17 protein-coding genes are annotated in these 15,278 nt (G+C 34.5%); 11 read left to right on the top strand and 6 right to left on the bottom strand.

Translation table 11 applies throughout. The features are described from left to right. The 3 genes from AAG807_RS16455 to AAG807_RS16445 all read right to left on the bottom strand — a co-directional run bounded on the left by AAG807_RS16455 (position 1) and on the right by AAG807_RS16445 (position 1,554). The gene (locus tag AAG807_RS16455; protein ID WP_341906311.1) at positions 1–456 is read right to left on the bottom strand and encodes a GyrI-like domain-containing protein; all 456 of its coding nucleotides are present in this window, start codon (positions 454–456) and stop codon (positions 1–3) included. A gap of 43 nt (positions 457–499) precedes the next feature. Next, positions 500–940, bottom strand: coding sequence for a hypothetical protein (locus AAG807_RS16450; RefSeq protein ID WP_341906309.1), 441 nt, complete (start codon positions 938–940; stop codon positions 500–502). A gap of 92 nt (positions 941–1,032) precedes the next feature. Next, the gene (locus AAG807_RS16445; RefSeq protein WP_341906307.1) at positions 1,033–1,554 is read right to left on the bottom strand and encodes a hypothetical protein; all 522 of its coding nucleotides are present in this window, start codon (positions 1,552–1,554) and stop codon (positions 1,033–1,035) included. Positions 1,555–2,029: 475 nt separating this feature from the next. Between AAG807_RS16445 and AAG807_RS16440 the strand changes: the two genes are divergently transcribed. The 3 genes from AAG807_RS16440 to AAG807_RS16430 all read left to right on the top strand — a co-directional run bounded on the left by AAG807_RS16440 (position 2,030) and on the right by AAG807_RS16430 (position 7,218). After that, on the top strand, positions 2,030–3,055 hold the full coding sequence (locus tag AAG807_RS16440) for a nucleoid-associated protein (protein ID WP_341906305.1): 1,026 nt from the start codon (positions 2,030–2,032) through the stop codon (positions 3,053–3,055). Further along, a complete protein-coding gene (locus AAG807_RS16435) occupies positions 3,045–4,022 on the top strand; it encodes a RelA/SpoT domain-containing protein (protein WP_341906303.1) in 978 nt (325 codons plus the stop codon). Before AAG807_RS16440 ends, AAG807_RS16435 begins: the two co-directional genes overlap by 11 nt. Before the next feature lie 163 nt (positions 4,023–4,185). Next, positions 4,186–7,218, top strand: coding sequence for a metallophosphoesterase (locus AAG807_RS16430; RefSeq protein ID WP_341906301.1), 3,033 nt, complete (start codon positions 4,186–4,188; stop codon positions 7,216–7,218). A gap of 180 nt (positions 7,219–7,398) precedes the next feature. On the opposite strand, the gene AAG807_RS16425 is transcribed toward AAG807_RS16430, so the two are convergent. Next, the gene (locus tag AAG807_RS16425; RefSeq protein ID WP_341906300.1) at positions 7,399–8,748 is read right to left on the bottom strand and encodes a hypothetical protein; all 1,350 of its coding nucleotides are present in this window, start codon (positions 8,746–8,748) and stop codon (positions 7,399–7,401) included. A 257-nt stretch (positions 8,749–9,005) separates the two neighbouring features. Here AAG807_RS16425 and AAG807_RS16420 point away from each other — a divergent pair, with 257 nt between their 5' ends. The 7 genes from AAG807_RS16420 to AAG807_RS16390 all read left to right on the top strand — a co-directional run bounded on the left by AAG807_RS16420 (position 9,006) and on the right by AAG807_RS16390 (position 14,189). After that, positions 9,006–9,254: a hypothetical protein gene (locus AAG807_RS16420; RefSeq protein ID WP_341906298.1), complete on the top strand. Its 249-nt coding sequence runs from the start codon at positions 9,006–9,008 to the stop codon at positions 9,252–9,254. 29 nt (positions 9,255–9,283) lie between these two features. After that, the gene (locus AAG807_RS16415; protein WP_341906296.1) at positions 9,284–10,606 is read left to right on the top strand and encodes a hypothetical protein; all 1,323 of its coding nucleotides are present in this window, start codon (positions 9,284–9,286) and stop codon (positions 10,604–10,606) included. A gap of 2 nt (positions 10,607–10,608) precedes the next feature. Beyond that, positions 10,609–12,339, top strand: coding sequence for a DUF4209 domain-containing protein (locus AAG807_RS16410; RefSeq protein ID WP_341906294.1), 1,731 nt, complete (start codon positions 10,609–10,611; stop codon positions 12,337–12,339). Between the two features lie 30 nt (positions 12,340–12,369). Then, positions 12,370–12,894 carry a hypothetical protein gene (locus AAG807_RS16405; protein ID WP_341906292.1) on the top strand — a complete coding sequence of 175 codons (525 nt, stop codon included), beginning with the start codon at positions 12,370–12,372 and terminating at the stop codon, positions 12,892–12,894. A 242-nt stretch (positions 12,895–13,136) separates the two neighbouring features. Then, positions 13,137–13,655, top strand: coding sequence for a hypothetical protein (locus AAG807_RS16400; protein ID WP_341906290.1), 519 nt, complete (start codon positions 13,137–13,139; stop codon positions 13,653–13,655). Between the two features lie 17 nt (positions 13,656–13,672). Further along, a complete protein-coding gene (locus AAG807_RS16395) occupies positions 13,673–13,870 on the top strand; it encodes a hypothetical protein (protein WP_341906288.1) in 198 nt (65 codons plus the stop codon). A gap of 16 nt (positions 13,871–13,886) precedes the next feature. Further along, positions 13,887–14,189 (top strand): helix-turn-helix transcriptional regulator, encoded by a 303-nt coding sequence (locus AAG807_RS16390; protein WP_341906286.1) that lies wholly within the window; start codon positions 13,887–13,889, stop codon positions 14,187–14,189. A 72-nt stretch (positions 14,190–14,261) separates the two neighbouring features. On the opposite strand, the gene AAG807_RS16385 is transcribed toward AAG807_RS16390, so the two are convergent. Beyond that, a complete protein-coding gene (locus AAG807_RS16385; protein WP_341906284.1) occupies positions 14,262–14,408 on the bottom strand; it encodes a hypothetical protein in 147 nt (48 codons plus the stop codon). A 58-nt stretch (positions 14,409–14,466) separates the two neighbouring features. Continuing rightward, positions 14,467–14,892, bottom strand: coding sequence for a hypothetical protein (locus AAG807_RS16380; protein WP_341906281.1), 426 nt, complete (start codon positions 14,890–14,892; stop codon positions 14,467–14,469). Positions 14,893–14,992: 100 nt separating this feature from the next. Here AAG807_RS16380 and AAG807_RS16375 point away from each other — a divergent pair, with 100 nt between their 5' ends. Then, complete coding sequence (locus AAG807_RS16375) at positions 14,993–15,241, top strand: helix-turn-helix transcriptional regulator (protein WP_341906278.1); 249 nt, start codon at positions 14,993–14,995, stop codon at positions 15,239–15,241. Positions 15,242–15,278 lie beyond the last annotated feature (37 nt).

The raw sequence follows: 15,278 nt of genomic DNA, 5'->3' as shown, positions 1-15,278 counted from the left end.
TCAGTTTTTAGCAATGTAAATATCCACTTCCGATTCCTCTCCCAGTCGGGATCTGTCATCGTAAACTTCGTAGTCGTAGGTGTAGCTGCGATTCAAGGTCTCATTCTGGTTCCAGATTGTATGCCATGTATCCACAATTGCTTGCGGCAATCCACCTTTAGCTAAAAAGGAATGAAAATTTCCACCTTCAAATTCCCTTCCGACTAATCCGGCTGGAATCTGATCCAATGAAGAGACTTTCAAACCCAGGAGACAAGTATACTTTCCCTTGTAATCACTTTCGTAGTCTGTATAGATGCAAAGGATATCCGAATCCAATTGATTGGGAATTTTCTCCAATAAGTTCTCTGAAATAAATTGTCCCCAAAGCGCCCCGATTGCTTCCGAAGCTTCTCCGTCCTTATTGGATGTTTTTGTTGAGATACCGATGATCTTGAATCCTTTTCGTTGTGTCATGATGCATGCTATTCTTAAATGAATCTCCTGATTTTTGATTGTATTATTGAATGATTAATTCATTTTTACTGTCCAAATTAGTCCTTGGGTCAAAATGAAAATCCACGTATTTTGCTTCGTCTTTCTTTCCTTGTATTTCAACACTTGATCTCCCCATTTCAAGTGATTGATCATCAAATGCCTTAGCGGTTAATTTTCCTTTAAAGTTTTGGTTGAAAATGATGTAAACAGTCAGTAAATTATCTGTCCCGGCAGAATCACTGGCAACTTGTGTTTTTCCCAATTCAATTCCTTTAGATTTTAGCTGTGGATCAATTGATACTTTTACATCAAATGCTTTTTGAACCCCTTTGGTTGCTCCTTCAAAGAATTCACCGGCAGTTTGCCCGGCAGCATCTCCGGCGTCATTTATGCTTTCTTTGATTTCGCCTGAAGAACAAGCTACAGTAAGGATACACACGGTAACGAATAAAAGTAATTTCATATGTGTTCGACTAATAGTGAAAGGTGAATTTAGTTATTTTCCTTCGGAATGGGGTAAGCTTTAAACATTTTTGTTAGTGCCTTCTAAAGTTCTCAGTCGATACTTGTTTCGCCCTTACGCAGGTCGGTTAAAAACCGGAGAGGATTTTGTAGAAACTTATATGAATTTGATTGTTCAATTAATTTTCCAATCTCGTTCGGAGGAGCTACATTACCTTTTAAATCCATAAACAAGAAATCATATTTATTAGCTAAATCAATCATACATTTTAAGAATTTCAGGTCGCTTTCTCGCAGGTCTGCTCTAAATGAAAACTCTTCAATTTTCCCTGATTCAGAATTTGTAGACAGTGAAGCGTCATGATCTAATTCTTCTGTATGGGTTTTCCAATTGAAATTAGACTTGTCATTACCCCAATCTGCTTGATCGACAAGCTTGTCCATCTCTTTAATGATTTCTTCTGAAGGGAATTCAACAATTTTCCAATATTGTTCTGTATTAGATTCGAAATATCCGGTTGCATTACCGATACTAATTTTATCAGGTATGTGATTCAGTTTTTTGACCAATCCAACTCTCGGAATTACCGCCAAATAAAATTGATAAAGTGCCATTTCTTTCTTGTTTTCAATTTCTTGTTGCTAAAGTGGATTTAAAAATAGAGCAATTTATCGAATTTTTTTGATTAAACACGTTGTTGCATAATTAATTGATAATCAATATTAAAAACGATTTTAATCAATTACAAACGAAAAATATTCGACAGTAATCAGTTAATTACCGAATTCAATTTTTGTACTCCCCCAACTTTGCATTGTCAAATGTCGGATTCAGAAGTTCTTGTCAAATTTTAGAAGTTCTTGTCAATTTTCAAAACTATCCAAAAGTTTGAGATTCAAAGGTAGTATACGCCGCTGCTTTGTTTAAACTTATATTCTGCAGAGTGACGTTAATGTAGATTACTAAAAATTAGCCCTTTAATTAATAGTAGAGATATTCTATTTATTAAACTTTATTATATTTACCCCACACTAATTCACTGTGATAGAAATGATAAACTTTAATAACCTCACCTTCAATAGGCTTATTATGCACACGATCAATCAAAAGGAAATTGGTCATGATAGTGCAAGAACAACAATTTCGGATAATCTCATTGAACTTGATAATAATGCGAGGGAAATTATTAAAAAAAGATTGATAGATGCTGCAGGCAAAAACACTCGCGCATTTGAATTAGAAATTAGTAACCATGTTAACGGTTCTTTTTATGACATGACTTCAACTTTGAAAGGAGTTGCAGATGAGGAATTTATTCAGGCTTCGAAGGACATAGCTGAACTTTTGGCGGAAAGTCAAAAAAACAGAAGTATTCCAGGCGGGTATTTGATAATAATTGATTGTGCAGACAATGATGGAAAGTTTGTTTTTATTGTAATTAAGGCTGAACCTCATGAAGCGCTGCGTTTAGAAGACAATAGTCAAATAAAATTGCTTGAGCAGGTTTTCTTAAGCCCCTCTCAAAAGTTATACAAAATTGGAATTTTATTTGAAAAGAATTTGGAACTTGAGGCTGTAAATGGAAAGTTCGGAGCTCTTTTGTTTGACTGTCAATTTAGACAAGATGGGCATCCTGCTGAATATTTCTATCGTGATTTCCTGGGACTTTCTACATCGAGAAACTCTAAAATTCAAACATTACAGTTTTATAAAAAGACTTCTGAATTCATTCTTGACAATATTAGCGATTCTGCTAAGAAACAAGAGTTACTAAGGGCCTTAAAAGTAATGACCAAGAGTAATGTTAGTCCTCTTTTAAAACCCAGTGATTTTGCAGACGATTATTTAGAAGGTGAAACTAGAGATGCGTTTATTAGAGATGTTGCTAATAGCCTACCATCGTCTTTTACGAAAGATACTGTATTGATCGTTAGTCAATTAAATAAGAGAAAACTGTCGTTCTCAAATAAGATTAATTTGGTTGGTCCAGAAGATCAATTTGATGATTCTGTTAGGATTATCCGTTCCAAAGCCCAGTTTGAAGCATTGGAATTGAATGATCCGGATTATTCAATAATAGTAGTTAAAGGTAAACCTTTTACAAATGAACAGTAGGGAAGAGGAGCTTCTAAAACAGTTTGAGGATCTTAGGTCTAATCTTCAGGATTGGGGCGGGAGAGTAGATTCTCAGATAATAAGTATAATTGAAAGCTCTGAGTTGGACAATAATTTTGTTAAAATTCCACCTTCCTATAGAGTAAAGGGGAGTAAGTCATTTATTGATAAAGCATTTTATCGTAATAAGTCTTATGACGATCCAATGGTAGATATTGAAGATAAAATTGGAACCAGGGTTGTTCTTTTGAAAGCTGATGATATTGAAATTGTTTCAACTAGCCTTTTGGAGTATGACGGATGGGTTGCTAAAGTAACAAAGTCGAGATTGGACGAAATCAAAGACAAACCCAGTAACTTTGATTATCAATCACAGCACATAGTTGTTTTTCCAAAGGCTGATGATAAGTACGGAGAAAAACATAGCTGGATGGGCTGTGAAATACAGATACGGACTCTACTGCAGCATGCGTTTGCAGAAGTTAGCCATGATAGTACATATAAGGGGCCATATAAGAATGATAAGGAGATTATCCGACAGCTTTCAAAAAGTATGGCTTTGATGGAAGCGACGGATGATTATTTCTGTAATATTTTCACGATTATGTCTGATCAAGCAAGAAAGTACTCGAATTATATTAACGAACTGATCCGAATTTATAATACTCTTGGATTTGAATTCGAGCGCAAGTCTATTTCCTTTAATATGACGGAAGAAATACTTTCGTTACTTGATATAAAGGACGTTCCAGTTAATGAGCTTGAGACATTCGTTATGAAGGAAACCAAAGCAATTAAAGACGCGATTAGTTCCAAAAACGATTTGATTTTGAATCAACCTATCATTCTATTAATTAATTATTACATTGAGAATCATCGAAGCTTTTTGGAGGAAAACTGGCCATTATCCAATGAATCATTATCCAAGATTCTAAATGCATTCAACTATTCTGCTGGAGAATATTAAATAATGTTTTCAGGAATTCAAATTTTGAATATTGAAACGGTTTCATTGAATTAATCCTGAATAAAATGACAATACAATTTTTTGTAATAGGTGTTGTTGACTTTTCAATTCTGCACCTACTCCAAGTTCACTTTATAACGCTCTATTAAATCTATAATCCCCTATGAAAATTTCAATAATTCAATTGTCCGATTTACATATCAAGGCTTCGAACGAAAAGTTATTGCATCGTGTGGACGCCATTACTAATGCTATACACTTAGCTTCGAGCGAATCAAAACAAATTTATGTTGTTTACAGTGGAGATCTGGTTGATCGAGGTCAGAGCTCACAAAATGTAACAACATTTATCCTTCAAATTGAAGAGAATATTAGAGCGAAATTTCCTAAAATTCTGTTTAAGAATATCTTTGTTCCCGGTAATCACGACTGCCAATTTGTTCCACATGATGAAGTTAGGCAGCTTGTAATCGATAATCTGAAAGGAAAGGACGATGCATCAGATCAAATTATCGATCATGCGCTGAGTTGTCAATCGAGTTTCTGGAAGTTTTATGAGGATCAAGTCGGTGAACTTCCAAAAAACAAGCTCAACTATGTTATAACTATTCCTGTAAGTGTCGAAGTCGACATTCGATTTAACTGTTACAATACAAGCTGGATGTCTACCAAAAATGAGAAACCCGGAGACCTAATTTTTCCAATTTCTCGAATTGATAAATCGAAACCGATAAAAAATTCTATTTCGGTATCAGTTTTCCATCATCCTTTGTCGTGGTTTTCTCCAAACACGGAGTCGAACAATAAGAAAATGTTTCAAAATCATATTGTTGAACGATCAAATTTAGTACTGACTGGCCATGAACATTCGTCTAGTGCTAGTAAAGTCAAGGATGTCTATACAGAACTATCTGCACATTTTATTGAAGCTGATTCATTGAATGATGGGGCTAGCTCAAGTGGATTTAATATCTTAGAAATTGATCTGGACAAAAATGTTATTAGTTTGAGCCGTTTGAAATTAGACAACAACTTGTATGTTGTTAAGGACTCCTCCGAATTCGCAATACCTACTTTGAAGCAAACAGGCTTTCATCTAGTTAAAGGTTATTTGGACGAGATAGCAAAGATTCCAATTCCGCTCAATCATCCAAATAAGAGGGAAATTACCAAGTGGGACATGTTCATCTATCCGGATTTGGAACCAATGAATAATGATGACACGGCTCAATATATAGAGGCCTCGGAAATTTTGCTCAACGATAGTCGTTTCTTTCTTATTCACGGCGACGCACAATCCGGCAAAACAAGTCTACTTCAGAAGTTACAAGCGGACTTAAATAATATCAACAAACCTGCGGTCTATTTGAATGCTCGAGAAATTAAAGGTATTGATGCACACTCATATATCAAGCGAGCACTGAAGGTTCAATTTGGACAGAAGGAGAATGCTCTTGAAAAATATATTTCAGTTCCAATAGAGAATAGAATTGTTCTAGTTGATGATATTGACAGGTGCTCAATCAATTTGGATCAAAAGAAAATCTTATTCGAGAGACTAGCGGAGCTTTTCTCAAAGGTGATTGTGGTATCTTCGAATGAAAATGAAGTAAGATCGTTGATCAAGACGGAGCAAGTGTATAAAGATTATACTCAGTTTAAAATATTGCCACTAGGGAAAGTTAAGCGAAATGAGCTCATCGAGTCATGGATAAGATTGGGGAAAGAGTTTGATTCTACAGAAGAATTAGAACTTACACATGTAATTCAAGCCCAGTTCGACCAAGTTTCCGAACTCTTAGGTGAGCAGTTAATTCCACCATATCCAGTTTTTCTACTTACTCTTCTTCAAAGCTTAGGAACCTCGATCAACAATTTTAATATAGAGCAGACAAGCTATGCATACTGCTATCAAAGCTTGATTCTTGTTGGATTAACAAAGGCAGGTGTTGGAAAGGAAAATGTTGGATCAATAATTAATTTTCTATCTCAATTTGCTTACGAAATACATCGGTCTGGAAAGAAGAGCATGAGCCGTACCAAATTTGAAATCTTCTACAACGATTATGGCTCGAGATTTATAATGAAATATCCACTTCAGGCACTTTTGGATATACTGTTAATTTCTAATATCATAATCGAAGAAGATGATGAGCTACAATTTTCCTATAAATACTTATTTTACTACCTCACTGCGAAAAAAATGGCGACAGAAGTAAATTCTGATGTTATTGCGCAAGTAAAGCATTTATGTGCTGAGTTAGACGTTGAAAGCAACGCCAACATTGTCATTTTTTTAGTGCACCATACTGGTCATCAGGATCTGATTAATGAGTTATTGTTTCACAGTATGCTTCCGTTCGACGATATAACTCCAATCACTCTTAACTCTGACGATTCGTTTTTCAAGTTTTTAAATGAATTTATCAAAGAAATTTCGCCTGAAGTAATTCCACGAGTAACGGACCATCTTGGGAAGCGGAAGGAGTTACTACAGAGAGAGGATGACAACGATCGTAAGGTTAAAAAATCTCTAGAATCCGTCTCACAAGCGGACAAGGATGCCCAATTAGACGATGAAATCAAGGAACTGGTCCGAGTGGGAAAAATCATCAAAATATTAGGTCAAATTGTAAAAAACCAACAAGGTAGCTTTGAAAAGGAGCAGTTGGTTAATCTGGTCAAGGAGTCATACCTTGCATGTTTCAGATCAATTAGCCATGTTTCAAGTGTGTTACAGCTTGCCAAGCCAGAAATTATTGCAGAGCTCGTTGATGAATTTGAGGGGCAGAAGGATCATCAGGAGATGATATCAAGAATCAAAAGAATGATTCATCAAATTGGATACCGATTTTGTCTCCAGAGTTTCGCAAACCTGGGTGGTTCAGTAGGAGCATCGAAAATGGATGATATCTATGATAGAGTAGCTACTGAAATTGGTACTCCAGCTGCGAAACTTATTAGTTTTTCGATTAGGTCGTACTTTGGAAAGCTCAATGTCTCTCACCTTTCTGACTTATTGGAAGACTTTCGGAACAATCCTGTTGCAACTGATATTTTACGCTCTAGAGTTAGGAGTTACCTGTATCAACATCCTGTTGATTATAAAAAGGAACAGAAGATTTCTGCTCTTTGTAATTTTAGTGTTAGCGCAGCAAAAAAGTTGAGTTTCCAAGAGGGGAAAAAAGATAGATGACAACAAACGAATATTTGATTGAAATTGACTTTAGAGTATGTTTCGGCATTTGCCTCTAAGTGAATAATATTTAAAAATGTTTTAATGTCATCGCTGGAAAGCTGTGGTTTTCCGTTGCTGCGGACTAATTGATAAGAGGATGAGCCAAAACACAGAAGTGGTTGATAAAAATATTCAATATTAGTCTTGTTGATCATTTAAAAGATACAACTTTAAATAGAATTTTCCCTTGACATATTGTAATTGTGCGAATCCAGATCTGAAATGATAATCATGCCAATGGTTATCAGTGTCATCAGATCTGAACTTTTTTAATACATCATCTAATAATTCGTTTCCCCCAAAACACTGATGAACTTCTTCTATTAGACTATCATATTCTTGGAAAAATATGAAGTCTGAATAATTATCGTACATTTTGGTAAATAGAAAAACAGTTAACCCATCTGAGTTTTCCATTTCATATTGTAGATGTGTAAAATACCCAAACAAATAACTATTTAGTCTGTAAAGGAATTTATGAATACCATCTTCAATCAAAGTATTAACGGGTAAACTTTGAAGTGTATCTAATATTAACTTATTCAAGTTGTTTTTTTCCAGTAGACTAGAAAGTAGAGCTGCAAATTCTTCCGGACCAATTATTTTTGTGTAAATACGATATTTATCGTAAAGAACTTGGCTTTTTGCTTTTAAGCGTTTGTCCATGACAACAAAAAAATCACAGTGAGCTCCATAAAATGAATGCCACGCATCCTGAAGATGATTATCGAAACCTTTATTGCTTTTAAGATCAATTTTGTCAGGATTATAGCCCAAACTGCCGAGAAGTTGGTAGGCTTGGCTATAATATCTAAATCGAGTAATTTCTTCGTTCACACCAAAACTGGCTTCTACCATCTGATGAAAGCTTTCATAGTAACCTGAAGCTTTAACATACTCATCAAGTTTATCAATGATATCTCCTTGCCAATTGCTTGCATCTGTCGGAATACTGATGTGATCTCTTATCAATTCACGATTAGCTTTATAAGCTGAAGCATCATTTCGAAGTGAAAAAATGCGATTGGCAAAATTGTTAATATCGTCTTTTATGGTTTCATTTTCGTTGAGTGTAGGAGTGTGAAATGCCTTTATTATTTTCTCTGCCATTTCTGGATTGTCCAACTCGGTTGCAGTTTCAACAAGAAAATCCATCATTCCATTACCGGTAAACAATGTTTCTAGGGTGAAATTGTGTTCCTCGATATTCTCAGCGACTTTTTTAGCATCAATTACGTATGGCTGTATAAAGTCTGTTTTGTTGTTATAGGCAATATGCTTGCTTTGAGAAAATAAAGTCAGATGATCGATATCTTCCCAAAATCGATCCTCATTTGCTTTCTTAGAAGGAAGTTTGTCACGAACGTGGGCCGGACTGAATGGTATGAGCAATTCTGATCTGAAACGGTTAATAGCCTCCGCTAATTCAGGTAATGTACCATTCCTAATCTTATTAATTACATCTGAATCCAAATAAACTCTAATCATAGAATTAAAGTTAAACAATCAAATTGTCAGTTTCTCCCGTGGTTGAAAACTTCATTAACTAAATCAAAAGTAGGATTTGGGAGTTAATCCCATTGAGCAATGTGGTTTTCCGTGGCAGGCTTCGGAAAACCACATTTTTTTTCATTTGATGTTTCCCAAAACAAAAAAATAGTATCATTACCCGGTTTTCAATTTATTGAAAAGCATGTAAATTTTTAATATGGTCCTAGGACCTTAATAACTTAAACGAAACCAAAATGAACATCACTATTCAGTATTTAAAAGATAACGACAAAATTTTAGGGGTTGTTGTCTCAGGGATTTTGTCAAAAATGCCTACTCTTCAAGAGAAAGCCCAGTTAGAAGCGAAGATTACGAACCATATTTTCGATAGTATTTTTCCTGGTAAATTGCTTCACTTGTATCGAGACTATTACTCTGATGGAGTTTCAATATGTGCTCTCTTGGATATTAACTCGATCCCTCAGACGAAAGGCAATATTTAACTTCAGGCGCTTAAAGCGCCTTTTTTATTATGAATTTAGATCAACATTTTATTGCCTACCTGAATACTCAGGCAGCAACAATACAAACATTAGTTAAGAAAAAGACGAACAATGGAATCGCAGGAGATCTCATAGAATCACTTAGTGAACGTATTCCTGTGGCTGATTTTGGTCCAGAAGATATCATAAAAGGTGAAATTTTTTCTGTTGAACATTCTGATAAAGGAGAATTAATCCAAAAGTGGTTGATAACCTCTCCCGATGAGAAAATTGGATTTGATAAGGCCGGCTACGAAGAATATAAAAAACTTCTTAATGCTATTTACAAAAGGAAGGAAATAAATGAGCTAGTCGCTTACCGATTTCTTGAAGTAGAACTATTTAAATGGTTCCTTTTCAAAAGGGAAGAGGGAAGCACGACATTTTCAGATGATCTAATTGAACTAATCAAATCAAATATTTCTGAAATGGTATATTGTTTTCCAGTAGCAATGGTGCAAATTTCCAACTCCTTTGAAATAGGACCGGTACAAATTAGATACTTTACCGAAGAAGATTTTGACAGACTTTCCGAATCCACTCCTGGTGACATAACTGCTGTTAGGGAACATTTTCAGGGAAAAGTAGTTGTTTGCACTACCGTTTCTGCTCAAAAAGATCGAGCATCTGAAATTGCTTTGGAAAAATGCTCCCTGGCGATCGATCTTTTGAAAATAAGTTCAAATACACTGTACATGCCCGATTTGGACTTAGTGTTTGACATTGATTCAAGAGCAAAAAATCATGAAGTAACAACGATTATCTCACATGGATTGAATTTTGAATCATTTAATTTTACCGATAGTGCAACTAGATTTATCGCATTGACCGATGAATATTTCTTTGAAATGAATGGAAGAGGATTAGATATTCTTTCCAGGTTTGTATTTGAGGATTCAACTGAATCAGAGCTTTGTGGATTGATAATAAATGCAATCACAAATTTTGCCTCTGCATTGTCAAATCCGGATCTTCATCAGCGTATTGCTAGCTCGTGCTCAATATTTGAATCATTGTTATTAAACAATGAGAATGTGGGGATACTTTCTTCATTACAGAAGTATTGTCCGAAATTAGTTACTCCGGATCCGGAGATAAGGAATTCAATAATGGAGCTTCTTAAAAGGGTTTATGAAATTCGTAGTGTACTTGTGCATCATGGAAAGAGAAAGCATATCGATTTAACTGAACTGAGTAATTTTCAGCAACTCTTATTTTCACTCATTTTGAATCTCATGCATAAAACCGAAAGTCACCAAACAAAAGCGTCTCTTTTAAACGAAATTGACGAAGCAATTAATAGAGCATATTGACTATGAATAATGAATTTAAATCTTTAGGAGAACTGTATAGCTTCCTGGATGAAGACAGTTCTGCAGAGTATCGATACGATTTACCGTCTAAAATAAAGGATTTAGGGGAAAGATTAGAAAGCAATGAAGATATGAAGGGCTGCCAAAATGAAGAAAAAATTCAATCTCTAAAGATTCAAAGGAATGATGTATACCAGGTGATTTATCCGTTAGGTAAGCAACTTGTAGATTTAAAGAAACTTGATCTTGATAAGGAATACTTAACTAAAAGAGCAGAACAAGCGGTAGGTTTGAAATATCGAATTCACTACAATCATCTTTTGTTCAAACTAACGAAAGATAGAAGAATTGCAGAAAAAACGATACCTCTTTATCTTGATTTTTTAGGTTCAATTGATCTGGATGATGATTCGAGGAACTTTAAAAGATTTTACGAAAATGCTTTTTATCTATGCTTTGAAGTCAAATCTTCTGTTGATCAAATTGTCGATTTACTCTTGGGAAAGGTTAATGTTTTAGACAGATTAACGGTACAAGTAATAATATCCAATATAATTGACTCAGGAAAGAAACTGGAGACGTCTGTTTGGTCTGATTTCTTTGAGTATTTGGAAGGTTCTTACGATGATGATTTGTCAAACTTTGATGAAGTTTACCTAATAGAATTACAGATTGCGGTTTCCTTTAAACTTAATGTATCTTCTAAACATCTTTATGAGAGACTAGGAGAAAGTCATTTAAACCATGCGGTTCAATTAGGAACCAGCTTCGTTGCTCCTCAGTTTTATCAGAAAGCTTATCAAGCTTATTCAAAAGCGGGTAACCGGGAAAAGATGGAAGAAATGGCTGTAAGGATTGAGACCAGCAAAAATAAGGTTGAGTTAGCAACAGTTTCTTTTGAAATAAAGGATGAGAAAGTGCTTGCTGCTCTTAAACTACTTGTTATTAAGGATAAAATTGAATTAAATACTGTCTTGGCACTACCAGCAGATGGTATATATGATTACATGGCAGATGGAAAAATATTTCCCAGGGCAGAAGTTTGGGAAAAAAGCACAGAACTAATGCCTGAAATCCCCTTTTCGAATATGGCCTTTGATACAAATATGAATTTTAAAGTCAACACTCAAAAGAAGATTATTAATCAGTATAAACAGCAGTTCAAAGATTTTTCGATACCAAAGCTTGGGAAATTGTGTGTAGAAGGAGTTAAAAGTGGAAAGTTAACAAGTGACTCTTTTTTAAAGTATTTAAAGGAGAATTCTTGGTTTGGAGATAAGAAGGTCGATCCGAAATCAGCGAGTTATGAAAAATTTGATTGGATCGGTTTGATGACTCCTTCGATTGAGATTTTCTTTGAACAGGTTTCTGCTAACATTGAGGCAGACAATGATCGATCATCAAATACTTATATCCTGGCAATTGATTCATTGACCTTAAAGTTTGAAGGGTTATTTAGAGAACTTAATCACAGAGTCGGGGCCCAGACGATTGAAATCAATCCGGATAAAACGAAGCAAAGAATTTCGTATGAAAATCTACTTAGCAATGGTAAAATAGCAGCTATTATTCCTGAAGACGATCTGACTTTTTTTAAGTTTCTATTTACTTCTGAAGGATGGAATATTAGAAACAACGTTGCGCATTGTTTTTATCCAATTGAAAAGTATTCGGAAGCAAGTATGTTTTTGCTGCTTATAGCTTTATTGCGGCTTGGTAAAATCAATGTTTAAACACCATTAGTAACCAATTAATCATTTATAATGAACAACAATCTATCCTCAAAAACTAATTTTCTTGTTTTCACCGGTCCAAGTAATGTTGGGAAAACATTATCTATCCAAAATACTTGTCAATTCCTTTTAGGTCGTGGATTTAATGCAATTCCAAATGAGCAAAGTAATCAGCGTGAAAATGAAGGTTATGGTTTACCAACTAATCCTGCAAATGATTTCTACGTATTGCTAAAAGACCAAAGAGATCAATTAGTTCTCTTTTATTCCTGGGGAGATAATTTCAATGAAATTCAATGGCTGCATGGTTACATCCAGGAACTTCAGGTTCGTAATTTGATTCCAAATCTTATAGTGATGGCAAATCGAGATGGTTCAGAATGGATGTATAGACCTACAAGAAATCTATTTCAATTAACCGATCAAAATTGTATTGAACTTCCAATGGGAAGGATGGTGCGTGGAGATCGGCGTCAGGCTGCAGTTAACTGGTACATACCAACTGTTTTTAGAATCGTCGAGGAATTTGTACTTCCACGATTCCTGGATCTTTAGTAATTTACTTAAAATTAATTGCTCGTATTTGTGTATTTATTTATACGTTTGTGTATAATTTCATCGATTAAATATGTTCTATTTTAGTTTAAAATTCAAGAAAATTGCACTTACCATTTTGTGGTCCAAATAGAGAAAGGGGGCGATTACGCCTCCTGCTCTTAGATCGATAAAGAGTTATTAAATTAAAAATATTACTCAAAACGTAATATTTTTAATTCTTTTTATTATCTTTGTGTCAAATGAAGGAGACTGATAACATTTGGCAATCCACTAGACTTGAAAAATTAGAGTTAGAGAATAAGATCAAATTTTCTTCTGAATTTATCCATATTTTAAAAAATCTAGACAAAGACGAGCCGAAATTTGTTGTCTGGGAGACGACTATTGATCTGTCTCAGCCAAGTTTTGAAGAGCAAATAAATACAATAGTCTTAGGAACTGCATTAAAGATTCAACGAAGAAGAAAATCTTTTTTTGGCAGATTATTCTTTTCAATTCTTGGGTTTTTATCATCATTTTTTTCACGATCATCAAGTGAACCTGGATCCAATAGATCAATTGGTGAGATAAGAGCTATTGTCAATGAAAGACGAGAATCCTTTATCCGGATTTACAAAAGGTTATCCAAGGCTGCGCGTGGAGGAAGGTTAATTGATATCCGGAAATCCACCAGGCGATTTAAATTTCTGAGAATTTATTCAAACAACATAGATGAAGAAGATCTAATAGCAAATCTAAACATGAAGATTTACTATTAACTTTTAATCATAATGAAATGAATAAAGAATTACTGGAGGTGTTGTATAAAATAAGAAATGAAGAGACACTCTCAAATGAAAATAACGAAGCATTAAGTAACATAATTAATGTTCTTGAAACGGAGAATGATCATAATAAGATAAAGCAAGCATTGACTGTTTTTATGAGGATCTTTCTTGACTATTTTAATCCGGAAGATTGGGACATTTTTTAGAATAATTGTACGATAAATGAATATTGGAAAAACGATAAAACAATTACGAAAGGATCGGGGTTATAGTCAAATAACCTTTGGAGAACGTTGTGAAATTAGCCAGTCAGCATTGAGTCTTATTGAGAATGGAACCAGGATGCCAAATAAGACCACTTTTAGACGTATTTGCGAAGTTTTGGAGGTTCCGGAAGAGTTAATCTATTTTCTTAGTATTGATGAATCTACTATTGCCCAGGATAAGAAGGAAAAGTTCAATACGCTTTACCCGTGGGCCAAAGATCTTATGATGAAAATATTTTTGGAGGATTCCAATAAATAATAATTGTGCAGCGTAGGTACTAAATCTGCGCTGCACTTTTTAAAATGTCTGATCCCGGTAATTATAATTGAATTAAAACAATTTTGAATAGGTTATTATAACTGAGATCGTGATTAAGATTCCCAGGACCAACTTAAATCCGGAAACTTCTTTATCAGTAAAACCTCCCGGATCCTGTCCTGAAAACAAAGCCATTAAATCTCTAATCAGTGAATTCATTTAGCTGCAATTGGTGTTTTCAAGATATAACTTTTCCCACAGTTTTTATAAATATAATTTACATTGTCACCCATCCGTTTTCAGTATCTTGAAATCTCATTGATCCGTAAAAGGTTGTTTTTTCGCCTTTTACAAAAGGCATTACCATCATCATCATACTGGGGATAAATTCAGGTTGTTCATCATAAGTTTCGAAGCTTTCAAATAAAGGTCCTACACCTGATTTGTTTACATACATGTCGCAATCTTTCTTAAAAGTGATTGTGGCTTTGTATTCGATGGTATGAATTTTTTGACCAAGAATTTCGTTGTCCTTTGAATTCGTCTTTTCAATGTGAGTAAGTTCAATATTTCCATTGGATTCATTTTGAATCTTTGATTTTAATTCAGATTCAACATCTGCAATCCCCGGAGTTCCAGAGCAAGAATTTAGCAATAATGTTACTGCAGCAGCTGCAGTGATCAATAATGGTTTGACATTCATAATCGGTGAAATTAAGTGCCAAATATAATTAAAAAAGCTACTTTATTGTGGTAATAATAAATGGGTAACAATTGAGTCGCTGAATTTCTTCTTTTGATACATGAGAAAAAAAGGTATCCTGGAAGAATTTCAAAAGGAGGAATTAGAATTAATTGGAAAGAAAATTAAATATTTGCGTATTAAAGCCGGTTATTCCAATTATGAAGATTTCGCACATGATGCAGATATAGCAAGAGCCCAGTATGGTAAATATGAAAATGGAGCAAATTTGATGATTACTACCCTGATGAAGATTCTCAAGCATCATAAAATGACACTTGCAGATTTCTTCAACATGAATCTGGAATAATACCAGGTACGCTTTAGGGCAACACAATCACTATTCA

The sequence above is a fragment of the Fluviicola taffensis DSM 16823 genome (genome assembly GCF_943372375.1).
GTDB lineage: Bacteria > Bacteroidota > Bacteroidia > Flavobacteriales_D > Crocinitomicaceae > Fluviicola > Fluviicola taffensis_A.
The sequence above is the reverse complement of the archived record's forward strand: the minus strand, read 5'-3'. Positions and strand labels throughout refer to the sequence as shown.

Bases quoted from the DNA above. Each gene is read 5' to 3' on its own strand.
- AAG807_RS16410 (WP_341906294.1), top strand. From the start codon at position 10,609: ATGAATAATGAATTTAAATCTTTAGGAGAACTGTATAGCTTCCTGGAT.
- AAG807_RS16425 (WP_341906300.1), bottom strand. From the start codon at position 8,748: ATGATTAGAGTTTATTTGGATTCAGATGTAATTAATAAGATTAGGAAT.
- AAG807_RS16455 (WP_341906311.1), bottom strand. From the start codon at position 456: ATGACACAACGAAAAGGATTCAAGATCATCGGTATCTCAACAAAAACA.
- AAG807_RS16450 (WP_341906309.1), bottom strand. From the start codon at position 940: ATGAAATTACTTTTATTCGTTACCGTGTGTATCCTTACTGTAGCTTGT.
- AAG807_RS16430 (WP_341906301.1), top strand. From the start codon at position 4,186: ATGAAAATTTCAATAATTCAATTGTCCGATTTACATATCAAGGCTTCG.
- AAG807_RS16420 (WP_341906298.1), top strand. From the start codon at position 9,006: ATGAACATCACTATTCAGTATTTAAAAGATAACGACAAAATTTTAGGG.
- AAG807_RS16385 (WP_341906284.1), bottom strand. From the start codon at position 14,408: ATGAATTCACTGATTAGAGATTTAATGGCTTTGTTTTCAGGACAGGAT.
- AAG807_RS16375 (WP_341906278.1), top strand. From the start codon at position 14,993: ATGAGAAAAAAAGGTATCCTGGAAGAATTTCAAAAGGAGGAATTAGAA.
- AAG807_RS16440 (WP_341906305.1), top strand. From the start codon at position 2,030: ATGCACACGATCAATCAAAAGGAAATTGGTCATGATAGTGCAAGAACA.
- AAG807_RS16380 (WP_341906281.1), bottom strand. From the start codon at position 14,892: ATGAATGTCAAACCATTATTGATCACTGCAGCTGCTGCAGTAACATTA.
- AAG807_RS16445 (WP_341906307.1), bottom strand. From the start codon at position 1,554: ATGGCACTTTATCAATTTTATTTGGCGGTAATTCCGAGAGTTGGATTG.
- AAG807_RS16390 (WP_341906286.1), top strand. From the start codon at position 13,887: ATGAATATTGGAAAAACGATAAAACAATTACGAAAGGATCGGGGTTAT.
- AAG807_RS16400 (WP_341906290.1), top strand. From the start codon at position 13,137: ATGAAGGAGACTGATAACATTTGGCAATCCACTAGACTTGAAAAATTA.
- AAG807_RS16435 (WP_341906303.1), top strand. From the start codon at position 3,045: ATGAACAGTAGGGAAGAGGAGCTTCTAAAACAGTTTGAGGATCTTAGG.
- AAG807_RS16405 (WP_341906292.1), top strand. From the start codon at position 12,370: ATGAACAACAATCTATCCTCAAAAACTAATTTTCTTGTTTTCACCGGT.
- AAG807_RS16395 (WP_341906288.1), top strand. From the start codon at position 13,673: ATGAATAAAGAATTACTGGAGGTGTTGTATAAAATAAGAAATGAAGAG.
- AAG807_RS16415 (WP_341906296.1), top strand. From the start codon at position 9,284: ATGAATTTAGATCAACATTTTATTGCCTACCTGAATACTCAGGCAGCA.